Here is an 18,742-nt window from a genome sequence, read left to right on the forward strand (position 1 = left end):
GGAGGATTACTTAAAATGAAAAGCAATGAATCAATAAATATAAAAGATAAAGTCTTTATAAGAACTATTGATTTACTAGATAAAGACACTAGAATATTGAAGGATATTCAATATAATCATTGTGATTTGAAAAATATGGATATTAAGGATAGAACTTTTTATGAATTAACTTCACAATTTCATTTTCATAGTGTAATTGCATACTGCAATGTACTAAATATAGATAGCGATAAGTATTTAAAAACTGTAAATTTACCGCTTTTTTATGAGAATATATTTACCGAATTTGAATTAAAGGACACTGAAGTTTTTTATAATGAGCGTATTCAAAATGATAAATTTTACATTGATAGAGAATTACATAAAAAAGAAGGGTATTTTTATAAAATTATATGTGAATTGATAAAAAAATAAAAGGTAGCAAATAAATGCTACCCTTCACAGCTTAAAATTAACGGATACTATAGTTATAGGCAATTGATTCAAAAATGTAAAATAAATTATGCAGCTTTATAGGTATTAGCTTTATATTTTATTGTGATATTGTTTTTATCCATCAAATTTTTTAAGGCTGCTGCATTGATTGAACCATTTTTTTCAATTTCACTAAATAATTTTTCTTTAGCACTCATATGTTGTGCAATTTCTTCAGGTTCTTTAATTAGAACATATAAGAATACGCCTTTTTTAAGTGGAATAGTTTTAATATCATAGCCTTCTTTGTATAACTGACCTAAATAACCGCCATATCTCAAAGAAGTTTTAGATAATTGTACATTAGTAATGCCATTTTTGTTATATCTTAATAAATTTAAAATTTGCTCTTTTTTACTCATAATTTTTAATCTCCTAATTTTCAATGTTGAATATGATTTCTACTTAGGTTATAGGCAATGCTACACAAAAAGTAAAATATTTCACTGCTGAAAAATAAGCCATGAAATATTAGTACAAAAGTAGGGAGCGTTAAAATTGACGTTTCCTAAAATAAGGAAAAACCACTCGGACAATTGTTCCGAACGGTTATTAAAACTACCATTTTAATGATAGAAAATTAGTAAAAAATGTAGCAAAATTTTTTTCAAGTAAAAATTGTAGATGATATAAGTAAAAAATGTGGTAGTAAAATTTGTAGTAGTAAAAAGTGGGCAAACTACTTTTCTATAAGTAAAAAAGTTAGCAAAATCCTTTTACACTTTCTATTGTCTTGCCTATAACTCTATTAGAAAAAGAGAAAGAGGGAAAGATAAAATGAAAGATGAATTAAAGGTTATTCATGAGCAAATAATTTTAGGAAAAAATTTTAAAGTTTACGGTGATTTTGAAAATCCTTTATTCCTAGCGAAAGATGTTGCTGAATGGATTGATTATGATACATCAAGTTTAAATAAGATGTTAAATAATGTAGATGAAGATGAAAAAATTCAAAAGAATACTCGGAACATTGTTCCGACTAAAGGTAATCCTTTAAAATGGTTCTTAACTGAAGATGGATTATATGAGGTATTAATGCAATCACGTAAACCAATTGCTAAGGCATTTAAGAAACAAGTAAAAGAAATTTTGAAAACCATTCGTAAAAGGGGTATTCATATGACAGATAAAAAAATTGATGATTTTTTAGATAACCCTGACTTATTAATAGATTTATTATTACAAGCTGGTGAACAATTAAAAAAATCAAAAATAAAAACCAGTGATTTAAAATAAAATAAATATTTTAGAATTTTGAGTGGTGTTCATTTTGAGCGTCACTCAATTTTTTTAGTAAAAAATGTAGCAAACTACTTTTCTATTAGTAAAATTTGTAGATGTTACAAGTAAAATTTGTAGTAGAAAAAAATGTAGCAAGTTACCTTTCTATAAGTAAAAAAGTGGGCAAAATCCATTATTCCTAGCGAAAGATGTTGCTGAATGGATTGAATATGATGTTAAAAATACTTATCGACTTTTAAATAGTGTTGATGATGATGAAAAAACGAAAAAAAGCACCCACACAATCGGTGGAACCCAAGAATCATGGTTCTTAACTGAAGATGGATTATATGAAGTATTAATGCAGTCACGTAAACCAATTGCTAAAAATATGCGGTTATTAGCTTTTCAATGATGTCTTTACGACACTTTAGCATTAAACGCCATTTAAATCCTTTTTAAGCGTTTTTATCGTCATCATGACAAATACTATTAAAATACTTTTTAAACGTCACATATGCAACGCTAATAGGTATTTTTTTAGCGATATTGAAATTTTTATACATATCTGCTTAATAAGCGGTGTTTTTTTTATTTTCACGACTATTACTATTATTCTGCCACAAGTGGTAGAAAATAAAAAGGGTGGCTACAATATAGCCACCTCTTAGAATTACATATTATTTTTCAAATACTTTTCTTCTCTTAACTTTTCTTCATTAGAACGTCTATCAATGCCGAAATATTCAATTGATATTCTATTCAATAGAATACACCTTGCTTCAGGCTCTAATTTGTTAATTTCTTTTCTAATTGCTTCAAATGCTTCATTAATGCTCATTGTGCTTCAATCCTTTCTAATTATCGAGCGAATAACGCTCATTATTTGAAGCGTTCTATATATATAAATCTTAAAAAGGATTATCAATGATATACATATTATAGCAAAGTTAGAAATTTGATTCTAGTTTTATATAGATTAAATAATCAATTCTCTAACAGTATATAAAATGGATAACTATTTTTATATAAGATAATATCCAAAAAATATACTAATTAAAGTATATAAAATGGATAAATTATTTATATAGAATATATATCCAAAAAATATACTTGTTTATTGTAAATTTGGTGGAATAAAATTTTACCGCCAAAATTTTTTTATTTTTTTTCTATTATTGTTTTACATTTTCTGTAGAAATGCCTATAACCTTAGTAACGACCAATTTCATAACAGGTGAAGAAGGTTAGAGCATAAACCTAGTACACCATTATCAAAAGCTAACTAAATAGGTTAAGTCAAGCCGCTGCAAAACTGATAAACACACTGATATGTAATGATATTGGAGCATGAGTTTATCGCTTATATGTCGTTTATAAGCTGACTGTATGATAAATATATCATATCAATAGGGAATAGAGATTGCGTCATATCCTAGATGAATAGACATCTAAACATTCGGCAAGGGTTGGAGATAACTAACAGTAGTTGCATTAGTGATTACTGATTAGGCTTAACAAGTAATGAGTACACAAGGCTTGAATGAGTGTACACCTTCTAAAGTGTTGTTAAGTGTTTCAAGTAATATTAGGGAACTTATGTAATTAATTACATATTAAACATTAATAATATCTATAAAATAATTAAATAATTAATGTGAACAAACGTTAGTTTGTGAACAAAGGACATACGCTAGTATGTACTTAAAAATATATATTAATAATTATATATAATGGTGTAAGTAATTTTTGTAGTAGTAATTATTTATATTATAGATTTTTCTACATTTTTTACTTGTAAGTAAAATTTGTCGCTATATAAGTAAATCTACATTTTTTACTTATTTTTTTTTACTTATTTTGCACAATTGCCTATAACCTTAGTGTAATGAAAAAACACAAGATATAGGAGATTGATAAAAATGGATTTAAAAAATATAGACTATAAAACAAAAGAAAATGCCATGTTATTTTGGCTTAATGGTAAAGTATCATTATTTCAAGATGATGAAACAAATTTAAAAATATTAGAAGTAGCACAAGCAACCATTAAAAATAAGAATTACAAGCCACATGAAAGTTATGAAAATGAAGTATTAGCACTTTATAAATATGAACCTTCACAAGTGCTGCAAATGATTAAAGATAACAATTACCCTGAAGGATTTAAAGAAAATATAATCAATGAATACTATAAAGGCACTGAAAGCACTGAAAAGCCATATATAGTGGTTGAAGAAAGTAAAGAACTTAAATCATTTGAGTTTGATGTATTTCATGGATTCCCTGAAGTAAAGCAAGTAAAAAATGTAGAAGTAAAAAATGTAGAAGTAAAAAATGTAGAAGTAAAAAATGTAGAAGAAAAAAATGTAGAAGAAAAAAATGTAGAAGAAAAAAATGTAGAAGAAAAAAATGTAGAAACACGCTCAATAACTAAACCTGAAAATAATAGTTTAAAAGGCTTTCCAGTAGCTTTAAATGATGAACCTGAACAAATACAAGCAAATGAATTAAAAACCGTTACAAAGCCACCTGAAGCCTATTTAAAAGCAAATGAACATAATTCATTTAACATAGAAAGCTACTTAGAAGACTATTTGAATGGCTCTAATGAAGTTTATTTATTGAAGAAAGAAAAAGAACAAATTAAAAATGATTTAAAAGATTTGAAACTTGATAAAAGACAACCTAACAGAAAAGTTGGATTAGATAAAATTAAAGACATAATAAAAGATAATAACCTTCCATTTGAAATCAATAATGGTCGAGCAACAATAGACGGAAAACAACAATCAGTATGGATATTAAAGAGGATTTCATAATCCTTTTTTGTATTCACTTGTAAAAGAGTAGGACTTTTTAATCATTTTTGCTAAAAAAGCGATAAAAACACCTTAGTTATCGACACTAATAGTGTAGGAAATTAAATAACACAAATGTGTATAAATTGTGAACAAAATAAAAATTTTTTAAAAAAGTTTACTAAAAACGTGTCCGAAACACCTTAGTTATCGACACTATTAGTGTAGGATAAAAATAATATTATGAGGGCATTTGCTCTCACCAAAATACATTAATGGAATAAAAAATGTATAAAAAATTAAATAGTTGTTGAATATCGAAAAATGACATTGCGTCATTTCTAAGTATTTATGAAGTGGTGGAACACTTATAGATACTGTCTTTTCAAAATTGATAGCATATAGACTTATGTTTTTTGTTGTCTAATAACATTTGTAATTTGTACAGTAGTAGCTTAATTGCTATTACTGTTTTTTTATTTTCTCCAAAGTTACAAATTTGTGTTACATCATATTTACCCTTTCAAAATATGTTTTTCTTTTTCGATTTAATCCTCGTTTTTTCTCCCTCTTTTTATGAAGAATCTAGCTTTTAATTAAGTTAGATTTTTCATCTTTACAACTGAATATACAACTAAATAACAACTGAATATAGATAAATCTATGAAAGGAATTACAAAATGGCATTTTTTAAAAGAAAAAAGGCTAATGGTGATTATGTAAATGATTTTTTTAGTGCTTCATTCACTTCAAATAATCAAAATTTTACTGTCACTGAAGAACAAGCCTTGCAGATTCCAGCATTTAAAGCGTGTTTGAATCTAATTACAAATACTATTGCAGAATTGCCTATTAATTTAATGCAGCATGATGGCGAAAATGTAACCATTTTAAATAATGATAAACGAGTTCAATTACTGAATAATCCTAACATCATTGATACTGCAAGTACATTAAAGGCTCAACTTGTAAAAGATTTACTGTTATACGGTAAAGCCTATTTATATAACAATAGTAATGAATTACACGTACTTAAAGCTAATTTTATGAATGAAGAATATTTTTCAAATGATGGCTTTACTATTGGAGATATTCAATATATTTATAATTTTGATGGCTCACATAAGTTATTAAAGGAAAATGTTATTCGTTTTGATTCAGGCACTAAAGGCATTTTAAGTAATACTGAAGTGTTAGAAACTGCAATTAATAATCAAACATATTCTAAAAATGTACTTAAAAATGGTGCAATGCCAATAGGTATTTTAAAGGCTGCAAGTCGATTAACTGAAAAGGCTATTGATTCATTAAGAACTAGCTTTGAAAATATTTATTCAGGCAATCAAAAAGTGGGTAAAACTCTTATTTTAGAGAATGGCCTAGAATATCAACCCCTATCCTATAACCCTGAACAACTTCAATTAAATGAAACTTCAAAGTCTTTAACATCTCAAATTTGTATGTTGTTTAATGTATCAGAAAGCCTAATTAATGATACAAGCAATAAATATAACTCTCTATCAACTGCAAATACTTCATTCCTGCAACAAACAATTCAACCCATTTTAGTAACAATTCAAGAACAACTAAATAAATCATTCCTAAAGCCTTCAGAACAAGGCTTATTTTTTATGTTTGATACTTCACAAATTTTAAAAGCAACTGAAACTGAACGTATTGACGCAACATTAAAGCTTTTTAAAGATGGCGTGATTAGCTTCAATGAAAGTCGAAAACGTCTTGATATGACTGTAATTGATGATAAAAAAGATTACTACAAATTAAATATTGGTCAAGCGTTGCGAGATAAAGCTACTGGTGAAGTATTAAATATCAATACTCAAACTACTAATACACAAGGTGAACAAAAAAATGGAACTCCTCAAAGTAAATAATTTTGAAGTACGAGCCATTGAAAATAATAATGGTTCACTTCAAGTACAAGGTTATGTCAATATAACTGGCTCACAATCTCAACCCCTCAAAGATATGAACGGTAATGAATTTATTGAAAAAATTCAAAAAGGTGCATTTGCTGAAGCAATTAGAAACGCAACTGATGGAATTGATTTTCTTGCCGAGCATGACACTGAAAAAATTTTATCCTCAACTAGAAATGGTTCTTTAAACCTTCAAGAAGATGACAAAGGCTTATATATGAGTGCCGAAATTACACCAACAAGTTATGGCCAAGATTATTTCACTCTCATTAAATCAGGCATTTTAAAAAATATGTCATTTGGATTTAGAAGTATAAAAGATTCATGGCAACAATTAGCAAATGGTATGTATGAACGTACAGTTGAAGCACTTGAATTGTTTGAAGTAAGTGCAGTTCGTTCACCCGCCTATTTGGATAGTGTTATTTCCGCAAGAAGTCTTGAAACTCCTGAAAATATAGAAATTCCCTCAAATATTCCACAAAAAAACTCTGAAGAAAGAAGTAATAATAAATTGAAAAAATTAAACAACCCTACAAACCCTGAAAACTCTCTAAATACTATTATCAAAGAAAATCGTGCATTACAAACTACTTCTGATGGTGCAGCCTTAATTCCTGAACAAGTTGCAAATACTATTGTTGAGGAAATTGAAAATATTAGTCCTGTATTTGCAATGGCTCAAAAATTTCCTACTATTGCTGGCAATTTAAAAGTTGCACGTGAAGGCAATGATAGCGTTGTAGCTGCATTTGTAGGTGAAGGCGTTGACCTTGTAGAACAACAATTAAAACTTGAATACGCTGAACTTAAACAAAAACGTTGCGGTGCTGCAATTACATTGACTAACCAATTAATTAATGACGCTGCAATTAATTTAGATGAATATGTACCAAAATTATTGGCTCGTAAAGTTGCAAAAGCTATTGAAACATCTATTTTAGTTGGTGTAGGTGGTACTGAATTTAACGGTATCATTAATGACGCTGCAATCGGTCATGTTGATGTTACTGGCTCAATTACTTATGATGTACTCCAAGATTTATATTTACAAATCCATCCAATGTACTTAAATGGTGCTTGCTTCATTATGAGTCGTGATTTATTTAAACAAGTTGCTAAACTAAAAGACACTAACGGTCATTTTTTCTTACAAAATGGAATTGTAAACGGAAAAATCAACTATACATTATTTGATATTCCAGTTTATGTAACTGAAGCATTAACAGCTGAAAATCCCGTAATTTTTGGGAATATCAATGAAGCCGTTGCAGTTTTAGTTAAACAAGAACAAGGATTACAAAAAATTGTTGATTCAGGATTAGCTTTAAAAGGTGCTTCACTTTATGTCTTTGATATGTATGCTGATTCTTGTGTTGTAAATCCTCAAGCAATCGCAAAATTAAATGTAGCTTAATTGATTTATAGAGTAGTCATTCATTTGGCTACTCTCTTTTTTATACAACTAAATATACAACTGAATAACAACTAAATAGAGGTATTAAAAATGGAAAATTATATTAAATCATTAAAAGCAATTAAAGAATATTTTACAAATACAAACGCATACAGATTAACACTTGCACGTGCTTATGTTATGAAACTTTCTGAAAAGTATACTAATAAAAGAGAAATCATGGCTCAAACAAATAATATGTTAAAAGCTGAGGGCATAAAGCCTATTTCTTACACTTATGTATGCAAAATAATTAATCAATGAAAGAAGATACAATAAATGGTAATAACAGATGAAGCATTTAACCTTTCTTTAGTAAAGAACTATTTAAGAGTTGATAGCAATGAAGATGATACATTATTACAACTTATGATAGATAGTGCAAAGAGTTATATACAAAGCTATTTGAATCAACCTTTTGAATCCTATGTAGATATACCTGTTGAGTTTACACTTGCAGCATTAAACCTAGTAGCACAATGGTTTGAGAATAGGGCAGTAGGTAGCGAGAAAGCTACACATGAATATCTCTATAACTTTACTGGCTTACTTGATATACATAGAAAGTGGCTACCTGAAACGAGTGTTACTGCATGAGTATGACAATAGGTATGATGAATAATCACATTAACATCTATAAGATAACTACAATCAAAGATGAATATGGAGATACTACTACAACAAAGACATTATTTCATAGTTGTTGGTGCTATGTAAGGAATCAAACAATGAAGGATATTCAAGCAAGTATAGGAACATTATTAGAAAATACAATAAGTCTAGTAATAAGACATACAAACAAGCAAATAACAAATGAAATGACAATTGAATTAAATGGAATAAGTTATAAAATAATTTCAATCGAAAATGATATACAAAGAAAACAATTCGATACAATTATAGTGAAACGAGTTGGATAATAACCCCCCGTATATAAAATATAAAAAAGTGTATTTCTCTGCGGATAGCGTACCGCCTTTCGTTGTGGCAACACTTACATTTTCAAACATTTCATGTCACATTTTCACTAAAAATAGCACTAAAATAGCAAAGGAGATAAGCAATTATGAATAAAAAAGTAATTGGTACTCATGCAGATAGTAACATTACACGTGCAGCTGCAAAAGAAGAACAAGCCGATAAGCTAAAAGAAGTGCTAAAAGTTGCTAATTTACACGAAGTACCTAAACAATTCATGCTATACGATAAAAAAATATATAATATCCTGATTGATAACCTAGAAAAGCTGAATATCAATCACTTACAAGATATTGATATATATAGCCTTGTAAAAATCGCTAACAGTATGTATTTACTAAATGAAATTGAAAAATCAATTAAAAAACATGGTATTGAAATGGAACTTATAACACGTGATGAAGGTGCTAAAAAAATTATTCCTTCACAATTCCTTGCTTCACGTAACGCTTTAATTAATACACTTGATAAACAACTTACAAGCCTTCAAATTTCCCCACGTGAAAGAAATGATTTACTTATTGCAACTTCTACTGATATTTCTAACATTCAAATGAATGATGATGATTTTCAAGCATTATTAAAAATGAATGATATAGCATGAAGTTAAAACCTGATGAATTATTGAATAAATGCAAGGCTGCAAGTGATAAAGAAGTATTAAAAATTATGCTTACTAATCCAGTATTTGTTGATGATATTGTATTATTTATCCTATGTATGCCTGATTCTCTAGCAATTACACATAAAAAGTATTTATCTATGATGAAACAATTAGCTTTTAAAAGCCGAAATACTTTATTAATTCAACTTATTGTAGAACAAGAAAAGAAAGAAATTAATATATAAAAAATCCCCTTTCTATTTCCGTAGAAAGAGGACATTTTTTTGTTTTTCCGTTCAAAATTACAAAAATAAAAGGAGATTTATATAGAGAATGTTTTAAAAGAAAAGGATAGAATTAATATAAGTGAAAAATGAAGGATTATAGAACGCTATTTTAGGAGGTAAAATAAACGTTCTATAAAATTATCGCTAAAATTTGTATCACCATTTTTAACTTACACTAAGGTTATAGGCTACTGAACATAAAATGTAAAACAAAAATAGAAACTTTTTAAAGAAAAAAGCCTGATAGTTACCAGCTATCAGACTTTAGATTAAAGAATACGCTAACATTCTTTTAACACTTGTTTCATTATTTAATTGTTTAGTTTAGATATGTGATTGTTTGTGCTACAGTGAGTTTCATTTCCTCCCCGCCAACAAAATTAATTATAACACTTTTATTGTATAAATCAATACTTTTTACTATAATTTTTAGTAATTAATGATAAATAATAGTTCTATATACATTTAAATGTGTAATATATATAAATGGCTTTAGAAAAAAATAAAATAAACTTAAATGTTGAGAATTTAACAATCAATGATATAATGAAAGTAATTCGTTCATTGTACGAGAATTGTAATTTATGAAAATGATATAAAGTAATAGCTTTTTATATAATGTTTGTCTTGGTCGGGGGTTCGAATCCCTCCTGGGACATAGAAATCGAATTTTTTTAAAACGCTCTAAACCTTTTAATATAAAGAGTTTAAAGCGTTTTTTTATGTATAGGAATTCAAGAAAGAATTCAATAGAAAAAGTTTGTAGTACATTTCAAAATTAATATTAAAAAATTTATTACATAAAAAATAAATGGAAATTACAAGTGTATTAATCATTTATTTCCAATCCTTGAATTTGCAGACTATATACTTGGTGTGATTTTTAGGCTATTTTTGAATTAAACCTCTAGAGAAGCGTAAGATGATAATATCCCTCTTTTATTATAATTTAGGGAATTGCCAAAGTAGTACAAGCCTATTAACAAAAGTATATTTTTGTTATATAATTTAATTAAAGAGAAGGAGGGAGATAATTTGGCAAAGGTTACAGATGTTGCAAAAAAATTTTTATTATTGAGCAATGAGAATAATTTGACTGCTATCACTCCTTTGAAGTTACAAAAATTGGTCTATTATGCTCAAGCATTTCATTTGAAAAATAATAATGAAAGATTATTTAAAAGTGATATTCTAGCCTGGGATCATGGACCTATTGTAAGGATATTATATGATTTATATAGAGATTATGGATATCATATTATTCCTCCGAACCCAGATGATGAAGATCGAATTAATTTAACAGAAAAAGAGATTAAAACGATTAATAAAGTATTTGAGGAGTATGGTGAGCTAAATGGTAAGGTATTAGAAGAAATGACTCATCAAGAAACTCCTTGGTTATCTACTAATCGAAATAATGTAATATCGATTGATAAGATTGAAGAATACTTTAAAAGTTAAAATATACTTAAAAAGGGGAAAAACCCCTTTTTTTTTATTGGGGTGTTCATATAAATGAAAGGTGTAAATCTTATTGGAAATTGGTTCATACATAATATTACTAAGCCTAAACTTTTACCTATTTTTTTAATTGTAATAATTTTATTTAGTTATTATCACTATAAGTATTTAAATATACTTTTTTTTGTGGATAGTAATATATTTTGGGTTAAAGATATGGTTGTTTTTTTACATATTAGAGGTATAAATGATGAAATAATAGTCTCAATTTTAAGGAAAGTACTTAGTTCACTAACAATATTAATTTCAATTATTTCTGCAATATATGTTTTTACGTATAGAGAGCAGAAGACTATTTCACCATCAAATCAAATTACAAAAAAGACGAATAAATATATTTTGTTGCTAGTCTTTTCGACAATATATTTCTTAATATATGGAAATATGCTCGTATCTGAATATAAAGATTTAAATTTTAACTCCAATAATTTAAATATAACTAAAGAGTTATTTTCAAAATTTATAACTTTTGATTTACTAATAGTTCTATATATAATCTTTTTTGCAAATACTATTGTAAGAATGATGAATAATATTAGTACGGATAGAATTTTAAAAGATTCTATCGATTACTCTAATAAACTATTAAATAATATTAGTAAACACTATAGAGATGAAAAGTTTTTCACTAGAATAGAAAGTATTAGTCGTTATAGAAATTTTAAGAGAGTAAAATATACTTTACTAAATATATTAAAAGATGAAAGAGATCCTAATGTTGAAGAGGATTTTTATAATAGATTACTAAATGAAATTAACAAATTTTTAGATCAAAATGAAAAGGATTATTTTGAAGAAAAATACTCTTATTTAAGAATAAGCATCGATTTTAGAGTATATAACTTTATTTTGAAAATTAAAGAAGAATATTCTATATTAGGTTTCCAAAAGTTATTAAATATAGAAAAAGTGTTAGTCGGATTGCTAGAAAATAATATTTTTAAAGAGTATTATTTAAATCTTTTAGAAATAGAAAATCAATTATTAAATTATAGTAAAGTCTTAGAAGATGAAGAAGAAGAAGAAATTAAAAAATACATAGATGATTTTACAGATGACTTTAATAAGAACAGTTATAAAGATTTTTATTTATTAAGTATAGAGAAAATACATTTCCTTTCAAAAGAGATAATTCAGCATTCTATTAAAAGAAATAATAGCATTTGTGATAAATACATCCAGAAAATAGAAGATTTTAATCAAACTTGTTCATTTGATGAGAATAGTTTAATAAAATTTTTAGAGGATATAAAGGAGTCGATAAATTTTAAAATAGATAGTAAATTCAAAAGGGGTTATTTAAATTATAAGGATAAAAAGTTATTAAGAAATTATAAAGAGCTTAATTATTCTTTAGAAGCAGTCTATCAAAATTTTAAGTTCACTGCAGAGAACAATATGAATAAAGAATACACGGTGAATTTAAACTATTTTCGAAGAAAAATAATTAATCTGCTTCTAGAAAAAAGTAATGGAAGTACAGTTATCAATTATTTATATAAAAATGATAATAGTGAGTTTTGGAAGTTGTATATGTCTATTTTGAGAAGTAGTTTTACCGTTGTAACACAGTTGATGAAAAATCAACAATACACAAAAGCTGAAGAATTGATTGATTTAACTTTCGATTTATATATAGATGATGGAAGTATGTTAATCAATATATTTAATATGAATTTGAGTAATTATATAGATACAATAGATCCTAAGGATGAAAGGCAATTATCTATTTTATTAAATAATTTAAAAAAATTATCTATCGAAAATAGTCATTTACTATATAAGCATTTATTAATGAGATTAATAAATAAAGAAGAATTAAAAAATCTAACTAACGTAATTTATGCATATAAAGAGCATAGAGAGAGTAAAAGAGATAGAGAAGATGCTAAATTAGTTATTATAATGCAATGTTTAATTAAAAGCATAGAGATATCTAATTATAGTGTTTCTGGTTTTTTAGTTAAATTCTTAAGAACAAATTTTGGTAGTAAGCAAATTACTGATATGATAAAAAATGAAAGTACAATTTTAAATGCTTATAAATCCACTCTAGAAAAAACATTTTTATTGGAAATGAGAATAGAAGAAATAAGGGAAAACTCTATACATTCTATCAAGATAAATGAAGAAACAAAAGAGTATTGCTTTAAGAAAGCAATTGTTTTATTAATGGTTCAGATTATTTATTCTTATAATGAAAGATTGTGGTTTGTTAAAAACTTCGAGGGAAATGGATTAGAATTAAGTATAGAAAATTTAATAGCTTTTTTAGAATCACAATTCTCAGGTAAAACAGATTATAAATATATTATAAATAAAATTCTTATGAGTAAGCAGAAATATGGAATGATATCTTTAGATAGAGGGATTTTAGAAAAAATTGAGAAATGTATTTAATGGATAATAAAACAGCTTGTTTTATAACAAGCTGTTTTATTATGATAATGGAAAAAAGTATCAGCTACTATATGTGTATCGTATTTCTAGTTCTTTAATTTGATAGCTATGTACACTAATATTTAAAAAGGTTAATCCTCATCATAAAACCTAATAAGAGAATTACTATTCCTAACTTCCTCCAGATGAAAATTTTTAAGCTTAGGTTATCACTAAATGAAATCTGGTATAATAAGTAAATTTATCAAACCAAATCATTAAACAACCACCCCAAATAAATGTAGAATACAAATAGAACAAAAAATATAATGTTCAACCTTTAATTCTTAGTTTACTAGTGTGTTCAATAAGAAATATTATTTGACTAGTAATAGGTTATAATTATATACTTGCTTACAAATAGTAAGTAAAAGATGAATAGAGAAAACTAGGTGAGAATATGACAACATTACAAAAGACGATCGATTTTTTACAAGATAAAATGCAATTTACGAAACGTTCAGAAACAGAAAATATATGTATAGTAGGGCCGGTAAAGTTGCCAGTAAAGCAAGGGGATTTTGAGGCGACTTTTCAGTGGTATTCATGGCATGTTGTGGATGCAAAGTTATCTAAGGAAGAAGTAATTGATTCACTGGCTTCGTCCAACTTAGCTTTTGGTCAACAATCATCCGTTCTTGCATATGGTGATTTTGAAAACGGTGAGGAAGCACTTATACGTATGCATAGTATATGTCATACTGGTGATATTTTTGGAAGTCAACGTTGTGATTGTGGCTACCAACTACATGAGTCGATGAAGATGATTAAAGAACATGGTTGTGGGGCTATATTTTATTTAGCGAATCATGAAGGCCGTGGGATTGGTTTGTTTTCAAAATCGTTGGCTTATTTATTACAAGAACAAGGTTTTGATACAGTAGAAGCGAATCATGCGCTTGGTTTTGAAGATGATACACGGAGTTATGAAGATGCGATTCGTGTTTTAGAAATGTTACGTCAAAAACCGGTGACATTGATTACGAACAATCCCAAAAAATTAAAGGCTTTAAAAGAACATGGCTTATTAGCAGATGGGCACATCCCTCTTTGGGGTGGATTAACTGAAACCAATAAATTTTATTTACAAACAAAAGTAAAAAAATCAGGACACATTCCACTAGAAAAAGTAACCTTACAGTAAGGAGCTACGCAACATGAAAACAGATCAAGATTATATGCGTTTGGCATTAGAATTAGCAGCTAGTGCTAAAGGAAATACAAATCCAAATCCACTTGTTGGAGCAGTTATTGTCAAAGATGGTGTGATTGTTGGTACTGGACTTCACCGTAAAGCAGGAGAGCCTCATGCGGAAGTACATGCCTTTAATATGGCTGGAGATCATGCAGAGGATGCAACCTTATATGTAACGCTTGAACCATGTTCACATTACGGGAAAACACCTCCTTGTGCGAATCGTGTAGTAGAAGCAAAAGTGAGTCGTGTGGTTGTGGCAATGGAAGATCCAAATCCGCAAGTAGCAGGACGCGGTATCAAGCTTCTTCGTGATGCAGGTATTGAGGTAGAAGTGGGTGTATTAGAAGAAGAAGCGAAACGATTGAACGAACGTTTCATACACAATATGATCACAAGCCGACCTTTTGTCATTTCAAAATTTGCGATGACACTAGACGGTAAAATCGCTACCCATACTGGTCATTCAAAGTGGATCACTGGAGAAGCTGCTCGTATGAATGTCCATGAAATTCGTCATGAAGTAGATGGGATTTTAGTTGGTGTTGGAACAGTACTTGTGGATAATCCATCTTTAACGACTCGTTTACCGCAAGGTGGCAAAAACCCAGTTCGTATTATTTTAGATAGTAAGTTACGTACTCCACTTGATGCGAATGTTATGAACACAAATGAAGCAAAGACCATCATCGTAACAGATTCAACAATAGATCGTGCGAAAGCAGCTGAATACGAAGCAAAAGGTGTTCAAATTCTGTATGTTCCGACTAATGAGCAAGGAATCGACTTAAATACGACATTAGAGGCTCTTTATCAAGAGGGGATTACAGACATTTTAGTAGAAGGTGGCGGTGCAATTCATGCATCGTTTGTACGGAGCAATCTTATCGACAAATATATTATTTATGTTGCGCCGAAAATTTTAGGTGGCGAACATTCGATTTCACCTGTTAGAGGGGAAGATGTGGACTTGATGGATGCAGCCTCTCTTTTAACATTTGATTCAGTTGAAAAAATGGGCGAAGATCTTCGAATCATTGCCTATCCAAAGGGTGAGTAATTTGAAAGTAGATGTATGTGTAGTAGGGGCAGGCCCTAGTGGTACATTACTTGCCTATTTATTAGCGAAGAAAGAACTATCTGTACTCTTGATTGAAAAGTCAGAGAAAATTGGAAAATTTTTTCGAGGCGAGCATGTAAACGAAGATGGCGAAGAAATTTTAAAGAAGCATCATCTTTTTGATGGAGTGGAACAACTTGGCCTTTTACGTATGAAACATATAGAGTATTGGCATAATGGGGAGATTTTTAAAGCAATTGATCCAGATCCTTCTATTGGTCATCTTAGTATTCATGTTCCGCAAGCAAATTTACTAACTGCCATTTTAAAGGAAGCGCAAAAACTGTCGAACTTTCATCTGTTGCTAAATACGACAGTAAGTGATTTAGTACAAGATAAATCAGGTCGCTATGTAGCAGTCAAAACTAAACATGGTGAAGAAGTGCAAATGGTTGAAGCGAACTTAATCATCGGAGCAGATGGTCGTTACTCAACTATCCGTAAAAAGGCGGAGTTAGATTCAATGACTCGTAAACATGGTTTTGATTTACTATGGGCTAGAATACCTGCTCCAGCCAATTGGTCACCTTCGATAAAAAATGCATCAATTGATGATCTACAATTGGCTGTCTATTCACAAGCGAATAACTTTATTCAAATAGGGTGGAATATAAAGGAAGGTTCATATCCAACGTTGCATAGACAACCCATTTCGCCGTTTATTGATAAATTAATTGAAGCATTTCCTGAGCTAGAAGAAACGGTCCGCAACAATATTCAATCTTGGCATGATTTTGTACTTCTCGATGTCTTTAGTAGTATCAGTGAAGAGTGGGGGAAAGAAGGTTTACTATGTATTGGTGATGCCGTGCATACAATGACCCCAACAGGTGGATATGGTCTAAACTGTGCATTAAAGGATGCTGATGTATTAGCTGACTTATTGCATAAAGAAAATATTGCTGACGTTGATTTCACCGATTTTATAACAGAGCGCAAAAAAGAAGCCAAAAAATTATTAGCTTCTCAAATTGAGATGGAACAAACGTTTTTAGAGAATTTTGCTGTTTTATCATGAGGGCACTTGAAATCTAAATGAAATTTAATAGGATTTTGTTGAAGTTTAGTAATCCAAACTTTATTGAAGTGGAATCAACGAAGACTCCTGCGGGAAAGCGAGACAGGTGAGACCCCACAGCGCAGCGAGGAGGCTCATCGCTCGCCCGCGGAAAGCGAAGTTGATTCCACTTCAAGTAATAGTTGATAAGAAAGTATATCAGTTCTATTTACGAGCTTAGGAGGAACATTTTTGAAATTCGGATTTGATATTGATGATACATTAATTAATTTACGCGAACATGCTTTTCACTTGTACAATAAAAAGCTAGGAAAAGAAGTAGGGCTTGAAGTATTCCGTGCATTAAAAACAGTAGAAATTCACGAAGCATTCGATTTAACAGCAGAACAAGGGAGTCATATGTGGTCATCCTCTTTAGAGGATATTTACTTCACAGAATGCCCAATTTTTGAACATGCATTAGAAACATTGCAGCAGCTAGAAACAGACGGTCACGAAATTTATTTCATCACTTCTCGTCCGAAACAATACTGTGAAAGAACACGTGAATGGATGAAAGAAAAGGGCTTCCCTGTACAAGATGAACGATTTTATTGCGGCATGCAAGACATTGAAAAAATCGATACAATCAAATCACTACAGCTTGATTACTACTTCGATGACAAACCAGCCGTACTATTAACAATTCAAGACGTCCATACAAAAGCTGTTGTCATTAACCAATCATATAATCAAGGTGTTAACTTACCACGCCTATTTTCCTGGGCTGAATTTAAGTCTTTTATTAAATAAGGGGAATGCTACAATAACATTTAAAAGAGAGGTGTATTCCCTCTCTTTTTCTATGTATACATTTTTTCAACTAGTTCGAAGTAAGTTTAATATAAATAGCATACTTTTTGGATTGTTTAAAGCCTAGTTTTGTACCTAATTGAATTGAAGCAATATTATCAATATTACAATCCCAACGTGGTTGTATATTTTTTGATAGACAGTAGTCAATAAATTGTTCAGCTATTCTACTTGCTAGCCCTTTTCCTCTATAGTTCTGATCAGTTGTAATATCAACTTCTGCGTAATGATTTGATTTAAAAATAGAGACGCATTCACTGATCACTTTATCTCCATCTTGTATACAGAAGCCAACCCCGTTTTGAAGAAAGTTGTTGGGTGAATCCCAATATTCTTGATAGTATATATGGTCAAATTCTAGACAGTTATCTATATGGTTAGCGTTAATATTTCTTACAATATATTCATCCATAATTGTATTTCTCTGAGTGTTTTTATATGTACTTTTATCAAATGTAAAAGAGTAGCGTTCTATCTTATTTATCATGCCATCTAAGTATTTTTCAATCAAATGATTCCAATCATTTGAATAGGAGAATAGGGTAAAGCGATTGTCTGTTTCAATTGTTTTTTGACAAATAGCTGCTAATTCATTTAGAAAAGATTCGTTTGAAGTGTCTCCAAAAACAAAATATAGACCAGAATTTGTTTGAAATAGTAGCGAATTATAATTTGAGGAGTCTGTATAAACAGTTCCTTCTACTACATTATCTAGTATGCTATGCACAAATGTTGGTACATCAATAAGTTTTCCTATGAATAATTTATATTGTTCTCGCGGTAAAACAATCATTTTATCCCTCAATTCTTGCTATTTTGTGATTAACACGTATTGA

19 protein-coding genes and 1 pseudogene are annotated in these 18,742 nt (G+C 29.0%); 17 read left to right on the forward strand and 3 right to left on the reverse strand.

Annotated elements, in window-relative coordinates; all coding sequences use genetic code 11:
* The first annotated feature begins 15 nt into the window (after positions 1-15).
* Positions 16-414, forward strand: coding sequence for a hypothetical protein (locus tag CEF14_RS01185; protein WP_102691147.1), 399 nt, complete (start codon positions 16-18; stop codon positions 412-414).
* Between the two features lie 86 nt (positions 415-500).
* On the opposite strand, the gene CEF14_RS01190 is transcribed toward CEF14_RS01185, so the two are convergent.
* On the reverse strand, positions 501-836 hold the full coding sequence (locus tag CEF14_RS01190; RefSeq protein ID WP_102691148.1) for a hypothetical protein: 336 nt from the start codon (positions 834-836) through the stop codon (positions 501-503).
* 415 nt (positions 837-1,251) lie between these two features.
* On the opposite strand from CEF14_RS01190, the gene CEF14_RS01195 reads away from it, so the two are divergent.
* Both CEF14_RS01195 and CEF14_RS01200 read left to right on the forward strand, forming a co-directional pair.
* The gene (locus CEF14_RS01195) at positions 1,252-1,710 is read left to right on the forward strand and encodes a BRO-N domain-containing protein (protein ID WP_102691149.1); all 459 of its coding nucleotides are present in this window, start codon (positions 1,252-1,254) and stop codon (positions 1,708-1,710) included.
* Between the two features lie 175 nt (positions 1,711-1,885).
* Positions 1,886-2,110 (forward strand): annotated as a pseudogene (locus tag CEF14_RS01200) (BRO-N domain-containing protein); the annotation flags it as partial.
* 258 nt (positions 2,111-2,368) lie between these two features.
* On the opposite strand, the gene CEF14_RS18845 reads toward CEF14_RS01200, so the two are convergent.
* Positions 2,369-2,536 (reverse strand): hypothetical protein, encoded by a 168-nt coding sequence (locus CEF14_RS18845; protein WP_170061394.1) that lies wholly within the window; start codon positions 2,534-2,536, stop codon positions 2,369-2,371.
* 1,081 nt (positions 2,537-3,617) lie between these two features.
* On the opposite strand from CEF14_RS18845, the gene CEF14_RS01205 reads away from it, so the two are divergent.
* The 14 genes from CEF14_RS01205 (at position 3,618) to CEF14_RS01270 (ending at position 17,846) form a co-directional block, all read left to right on the forward strand.
* On the forward strand, positions 3,618-4,517 hold the full coding sequence (locus CEF14_RS01205) for a hypothetical protein (protein WP_102691150.1): 900 nt from the start codon (positions 3,618-3,620) through the stop codon (positions 4,515-4,517).
* 659 nt (positions 4,518-5,176) lie between these two features.
* The gene (locus CEF14_RS01210; RefSeq protein ID WP_102691151.1) at positions 5,177-6,391 is read left to right on the forward strand and encodes a phage portal protein; all 1,215 of its coding nucleotides are present in this window, start codon (positions 5,177-5,179) and stop codon (positions 6,389-6,391) included.
* Positions 6,369-7,853, forward strand: coding sequence for a phage major capsid protein (locus tag CEF14_RS01215; protein ID WP_102691152.1), 1,485 nt, complete (start codon positions 6,369-6,371; stop codon positions 7,851-7,853). Before CEF14_RS01210 ends, CEF14_RS01215 begins: the two co-directional genes overlap by 23 nt.
* A 90-nt stretch (positions 7,854-7,943) precedes the next feature.
* The gene (locus CEF14_RS01220; RefSeq protein WP_102691153.1) at positions 7,944-8,156 is read left to right on the forward strand and encodes a hypothetical protein; all 213 of its coding nucleotides are present in this window, start codon (positions 7,944-7,946) and stop codon (positions 8,154-8,156) included.
* Between the two features lie 15 nt (positions 8,157-8,171).
* Positions 8,172-8,489, forward strand: coding sequence for a head-tail connector protein (locus CEF14_RS01225; protein ID WP_102691154.1), 318 nt, complete (start codon positions 8,172-8,174; stop codon positions 8,487-8,489).
* Entirely contained in the window at positions 8,486-8,812 is a 327-nt protein-coding gene (locus CEF14_RS01230) for a phage head closure protein (protein ID WP_102691155.1), read from the forward strand. The genes CEF14_RS01225 and CEF14_RS01230 overlap by 4 nt, the downstream gene beginning before the upstream one ends.
* A 146-nt stretch (positions 8,813-8,958) precedes the next feature.
* A complete protein-coding gene (locus CEF14_RS01235; RefSeq protein ID WP_102691156.1) occupies positions 8,959-9,474 on the forward strand; it encodes a hypothetical protein in 516 nt (171 codons plus the stop codon).
* A complete protein-coding gene (locus tag CEF14_RS01240) occupies positions 9,471-9,719 on the forward strand; it encodes a hypothetical protein (RefSeq protein ID WP_102691157.1) in 249 nt (82 codons plus the stop codon). Before CEF14_RS01235 ends, CEF14_RS01240 begins: the two co-directional genes overlap by 4 nt.
* Before the next feature lie 1,077 nt (positions 9,720-10,796).
* The gene (locus tag CEF14_RS01245) at positions 10,797-11,222 is read left to right on the forward strand and encodes a Panacea domain-containing protein (protein ID WP_102691158.1); all 426 of its coding nucleotides are present in this window, start codon (positions 10,797-10,799) and stop codon (positions 11,220-11,222) included.
* A gap of 54 nt (positions 11,223-11,276) precedes the next feature.
* Positions 11,277-13,682 carry a hypothetical protein gene (locus tag CEF14_RS01250; protein ID WP_102691159.1) on the forward strand — a complete coding sequence of 802 codons (2,406 nt, stop codon included), beginning with the start codon at positions 11,277-11,279 and terminating at the stop codon, positions 13,680-13,682.
* A 439-nt stretch (positions 13,683-14,121) separates the two neighbouring features.
* Entirely contained in the window at positions 14,122-14,865 is a 744-nt protein-coding gene (locus CEF14_RS01255; RefSeq protein ID WP_102691160.1) for a GTP cyclohydrolase II, read from the forward strand.
* Positions 14,866-14,878: 13 nt separating this feature from the next.
* Positions 14,879-15,976 carry a bifunctional diaminohydroxyphosphoribosylaminopyrimidine deaminase/5-amino-6-(5-phosphoribosylamino)uracil reductase RibD gene (gene ribD / locus CEF14_RS01260; protein WP_102691161.1) on the forward strand — a complete coding sequence of 366 codons (1,098 nt, stop codon included), beginning with the start codon at positions 14,879-14,881 and terminating at the stop codon, positions 15,974-15,976.
* Positions 15,969-17,054 (forward strand): FAD-dependent monooxygenase, encoded by a 1,086-nt coding sequence (locus CEF14_RS01265; RefSeq protein ID WP_102691162.1) that lies wholly within the window; start codon positions 15,969-15,971, stop codon positions 17,052-17,054. Before ribD ends, CEF14_RS01265 begins: the two co-directional genes overlap by 8 nt.
* Before the next feature lie 231 nt (positions 17,055-17,285).
* Complete coding sequence (locus tag CEF14_RS01270) at positions 17,286-17,846, forward strand: 5' nucleotidase, NT5C type (protein WP_102691163.1); 561 nt, start codon at positions 17,286-17,288, stop codon at positions 17,844-17,846.
* A 70-nt stretch (positions 17,847-17,916) separates the two neighbouring features.
* Here the strand turns inward: CEF14_RS01270 and CEF14_RS01275 are convergent, their stop codons facing one another.
* A complete protein-coding gene (locus tag CEF14_RS01275) occupies positions 17,917-18,699 on the reverse strand; it encodes a GNAT family N-acetyltransferase (protein WP_102691164.1) in 783 nt (260 codons plus the stop codon).
* Between the last annotated feature and the right edge of the window lie 43 nt (positions 18,700-18,742).

The organism is Rummeliibacillus pycnus, assembly GCF_002884495.1.
Taxonomy (GTDB): domain Bacteria; phylum Bacillota; class Bacilli; order Bacillales_A; family Planococcaceae; genus Rummeliibacillus; species Rummeliibacillus pycnus.

What these genes read in the sequence shown, in the direction of transcription:
- CEF14_RS01185 (WP_102691147.1), top strand. Translation starts at nt 16, where the DNA reads ATGAAAAGCAATGAATCAATAAATATAAAAGATAAAGTCTTTATAAGA.
- CEF14_RS01210 (WP_102691151.1), top strand. Translation starts at nt 5,177, where the DNA reads ATGGCATTTTTTAAAAGAAAAAAGGCTAATGGTGATTATGTAAATGAT.
- CEF14_RS01190 (WP_102691148.1), bottom strand. Translation starts at nt 836, where the DNA reads ATGAGTAAAAAAGAGCAAATTTTAAATTTATTAAGATATAACAAAAAT.
- CEF14_RS01215 (WP_102691152.1), top strand. Translation starts at nt 6,369, where the DNA reads ATGGAACTCCTCAAAGTAAATAATTTTGAAGTACGAGCCATTGAAAAT.
- CEF14_RS01205 (WP_102691150.1), top strand. Translation starts at nt 3,618, where the DNA reads ATGGATTTAAAAAATATAGACTATAAAACAAAAGAAAATGCCATGTTA.
- CEF14_RS01240 (WP_102691157.1), top strand. Translation starts at nt 9,471, where the DNA reads ATGAAGTTAAAACCTGATGAATTATTGAATAAATGCAAGGCTGCAAGT.
- CEF14_RS01250 (WP_102691159.1), top strand. Translation starts at nt 11,277, where the DNA reads ATGAAAGGTGTAAATCTTATTGGAAATTGGTTCATACATAATATTACT.
- CEF14_RS01255 (WP_102691160.1), top strand. Translation starts at nt 14,122, where the DNA reads ATGACAACATTACAAAAGACGATCGATTTTTTACAAGATAAAATGCAA.
- CEF14_RS01235 (WP_102691156.1), top strand. Translation starts at nt 8,959, where the DNA reads ATGAATAAAAAAGTAATTGGTACTCATGCAGATAGTAACATTACACGT.
- CEF14_RS18845 (WP_170061394.1), bottom strand. Translation starts at nt 2,536, where the DNA reads ATGAGCATTAATGAAGCATTTGAAGCAATTAGAAAAGAAATTAACAAA.
- CEF14_RS01275 (WP_102691164.1), bottom strand. Translation starts at nt 18,699, where the DNA reads ATGATTGTTTTACCGCGAGAACAATATAAATTATTCATAGGAAAACTT.
- CEF14_RS01225 (WP_102691154.1), top strand. Translation starts at nt 8,172, where the DNA reads ATGGTAATAACAGATGAAGCATTTAACCTTTCTTTAGTAAAGAACTAT.
- CEF14_RS01220 (WP_102691153.1), top strand. Translation starts at nt 7,944, where the DNA reads ATGGAAAATTATATTAAATCATTAAAAGCAATTAAAGAATATTTTACA.
- CEF14_RS01230 (WP_102691155.1), top strand. Translation starts at nt 8,486, where the DNA reads ATGAGTATGACAATAGGTATGATGAATAATCACATTAACATCTATAAG.
- CEF14_RS01195 (WP_102691149.1), top strand. Translation starts at nt 1,252, where the DNA reads ATGAAAGATGAATTAAAGGTTATTCATGAGCAAATAATTTTAGGAAAA.
- ribD (WP_102691161.1), top strand. Translation starts at nt 14,879, where the DNA reads ATGAAAACAGATCAAGATTATATGCGTTTGGCATTAGAATTAGCAGCT.